The sequence below is a fragment of the Myxacorys almedinensis A genome, assembly GCF_010091945.1.
In the GTDB taxonomy this organism is placed as follows: domain Bacteria; phylum Cyanobacteriota; class Cyanobacteriia; order Leptolyngbyales; family Leptolyngbyaceae; genus Myxacorys; species Myxacorys almedinensis.
On sequence record NZ_WVIE01000083.1, the window covers coordinates 1 to 512 of the forward strand.

At 49.4% G+C, this 512-nt stretch carries 1 protein-coding gene; it reads right to left on the reverse strand.

What is annotated here, in order from left to right:
- Window positions 1-76: 76 nt before the first annotated feature.
- Window positions 77-512 (reverse strand): recombinase family protein (locus GS601_RS22740; protein ID WP_238393472.1); only part of this gene is annotated, 436 nt, incomplete at its 5' end.

A 512-nucleotide genomic window follows, 5' to 3' on the forward strand; every position in this document is an offset into this window, starting at 1 on the left:
TCCAAGTGACGCTGCTTCTAGCCTGACACTCTTTATCGCTATCTCCCCGGCTCTTAATCTAATTTTTCGAGGTGCCCTACTGCTGTTTGGAATGGATATAGCGGTAATAGGTTGACTGAGAAATTTTCAGCGATCGACAAATCTCTTCTACAGTCTGCGTCGGGTCGGCTGCCAAGACTTTTCCAATCCGAATCTGTTGAGGTGTGAGCGCTGGCTTGCGTCCGGCTTTTTTGCCCTTGGCTTTCGCTCGCTTAAGACCCATCTGAGTCTTTTCCCTAATCACCTGCTGCTCATAACTGACCAACACCCGCAGCACTCGTAGCATCTCGGCTCGATCGTAGTTTCGCGTGTCCAAGTCCTCTTCAAGACTTTTGAAGGCAACGGCGCGATCATTCAAACCCACGATAAATTCAAGCAACTGTTTGAGCGGCTTTCCGACTCGATCCAATCGCCACACAATCAAAACGTTGTCAGGACGCGGGTTTATTGCTTCGGAGAACAGTAGAGCAATG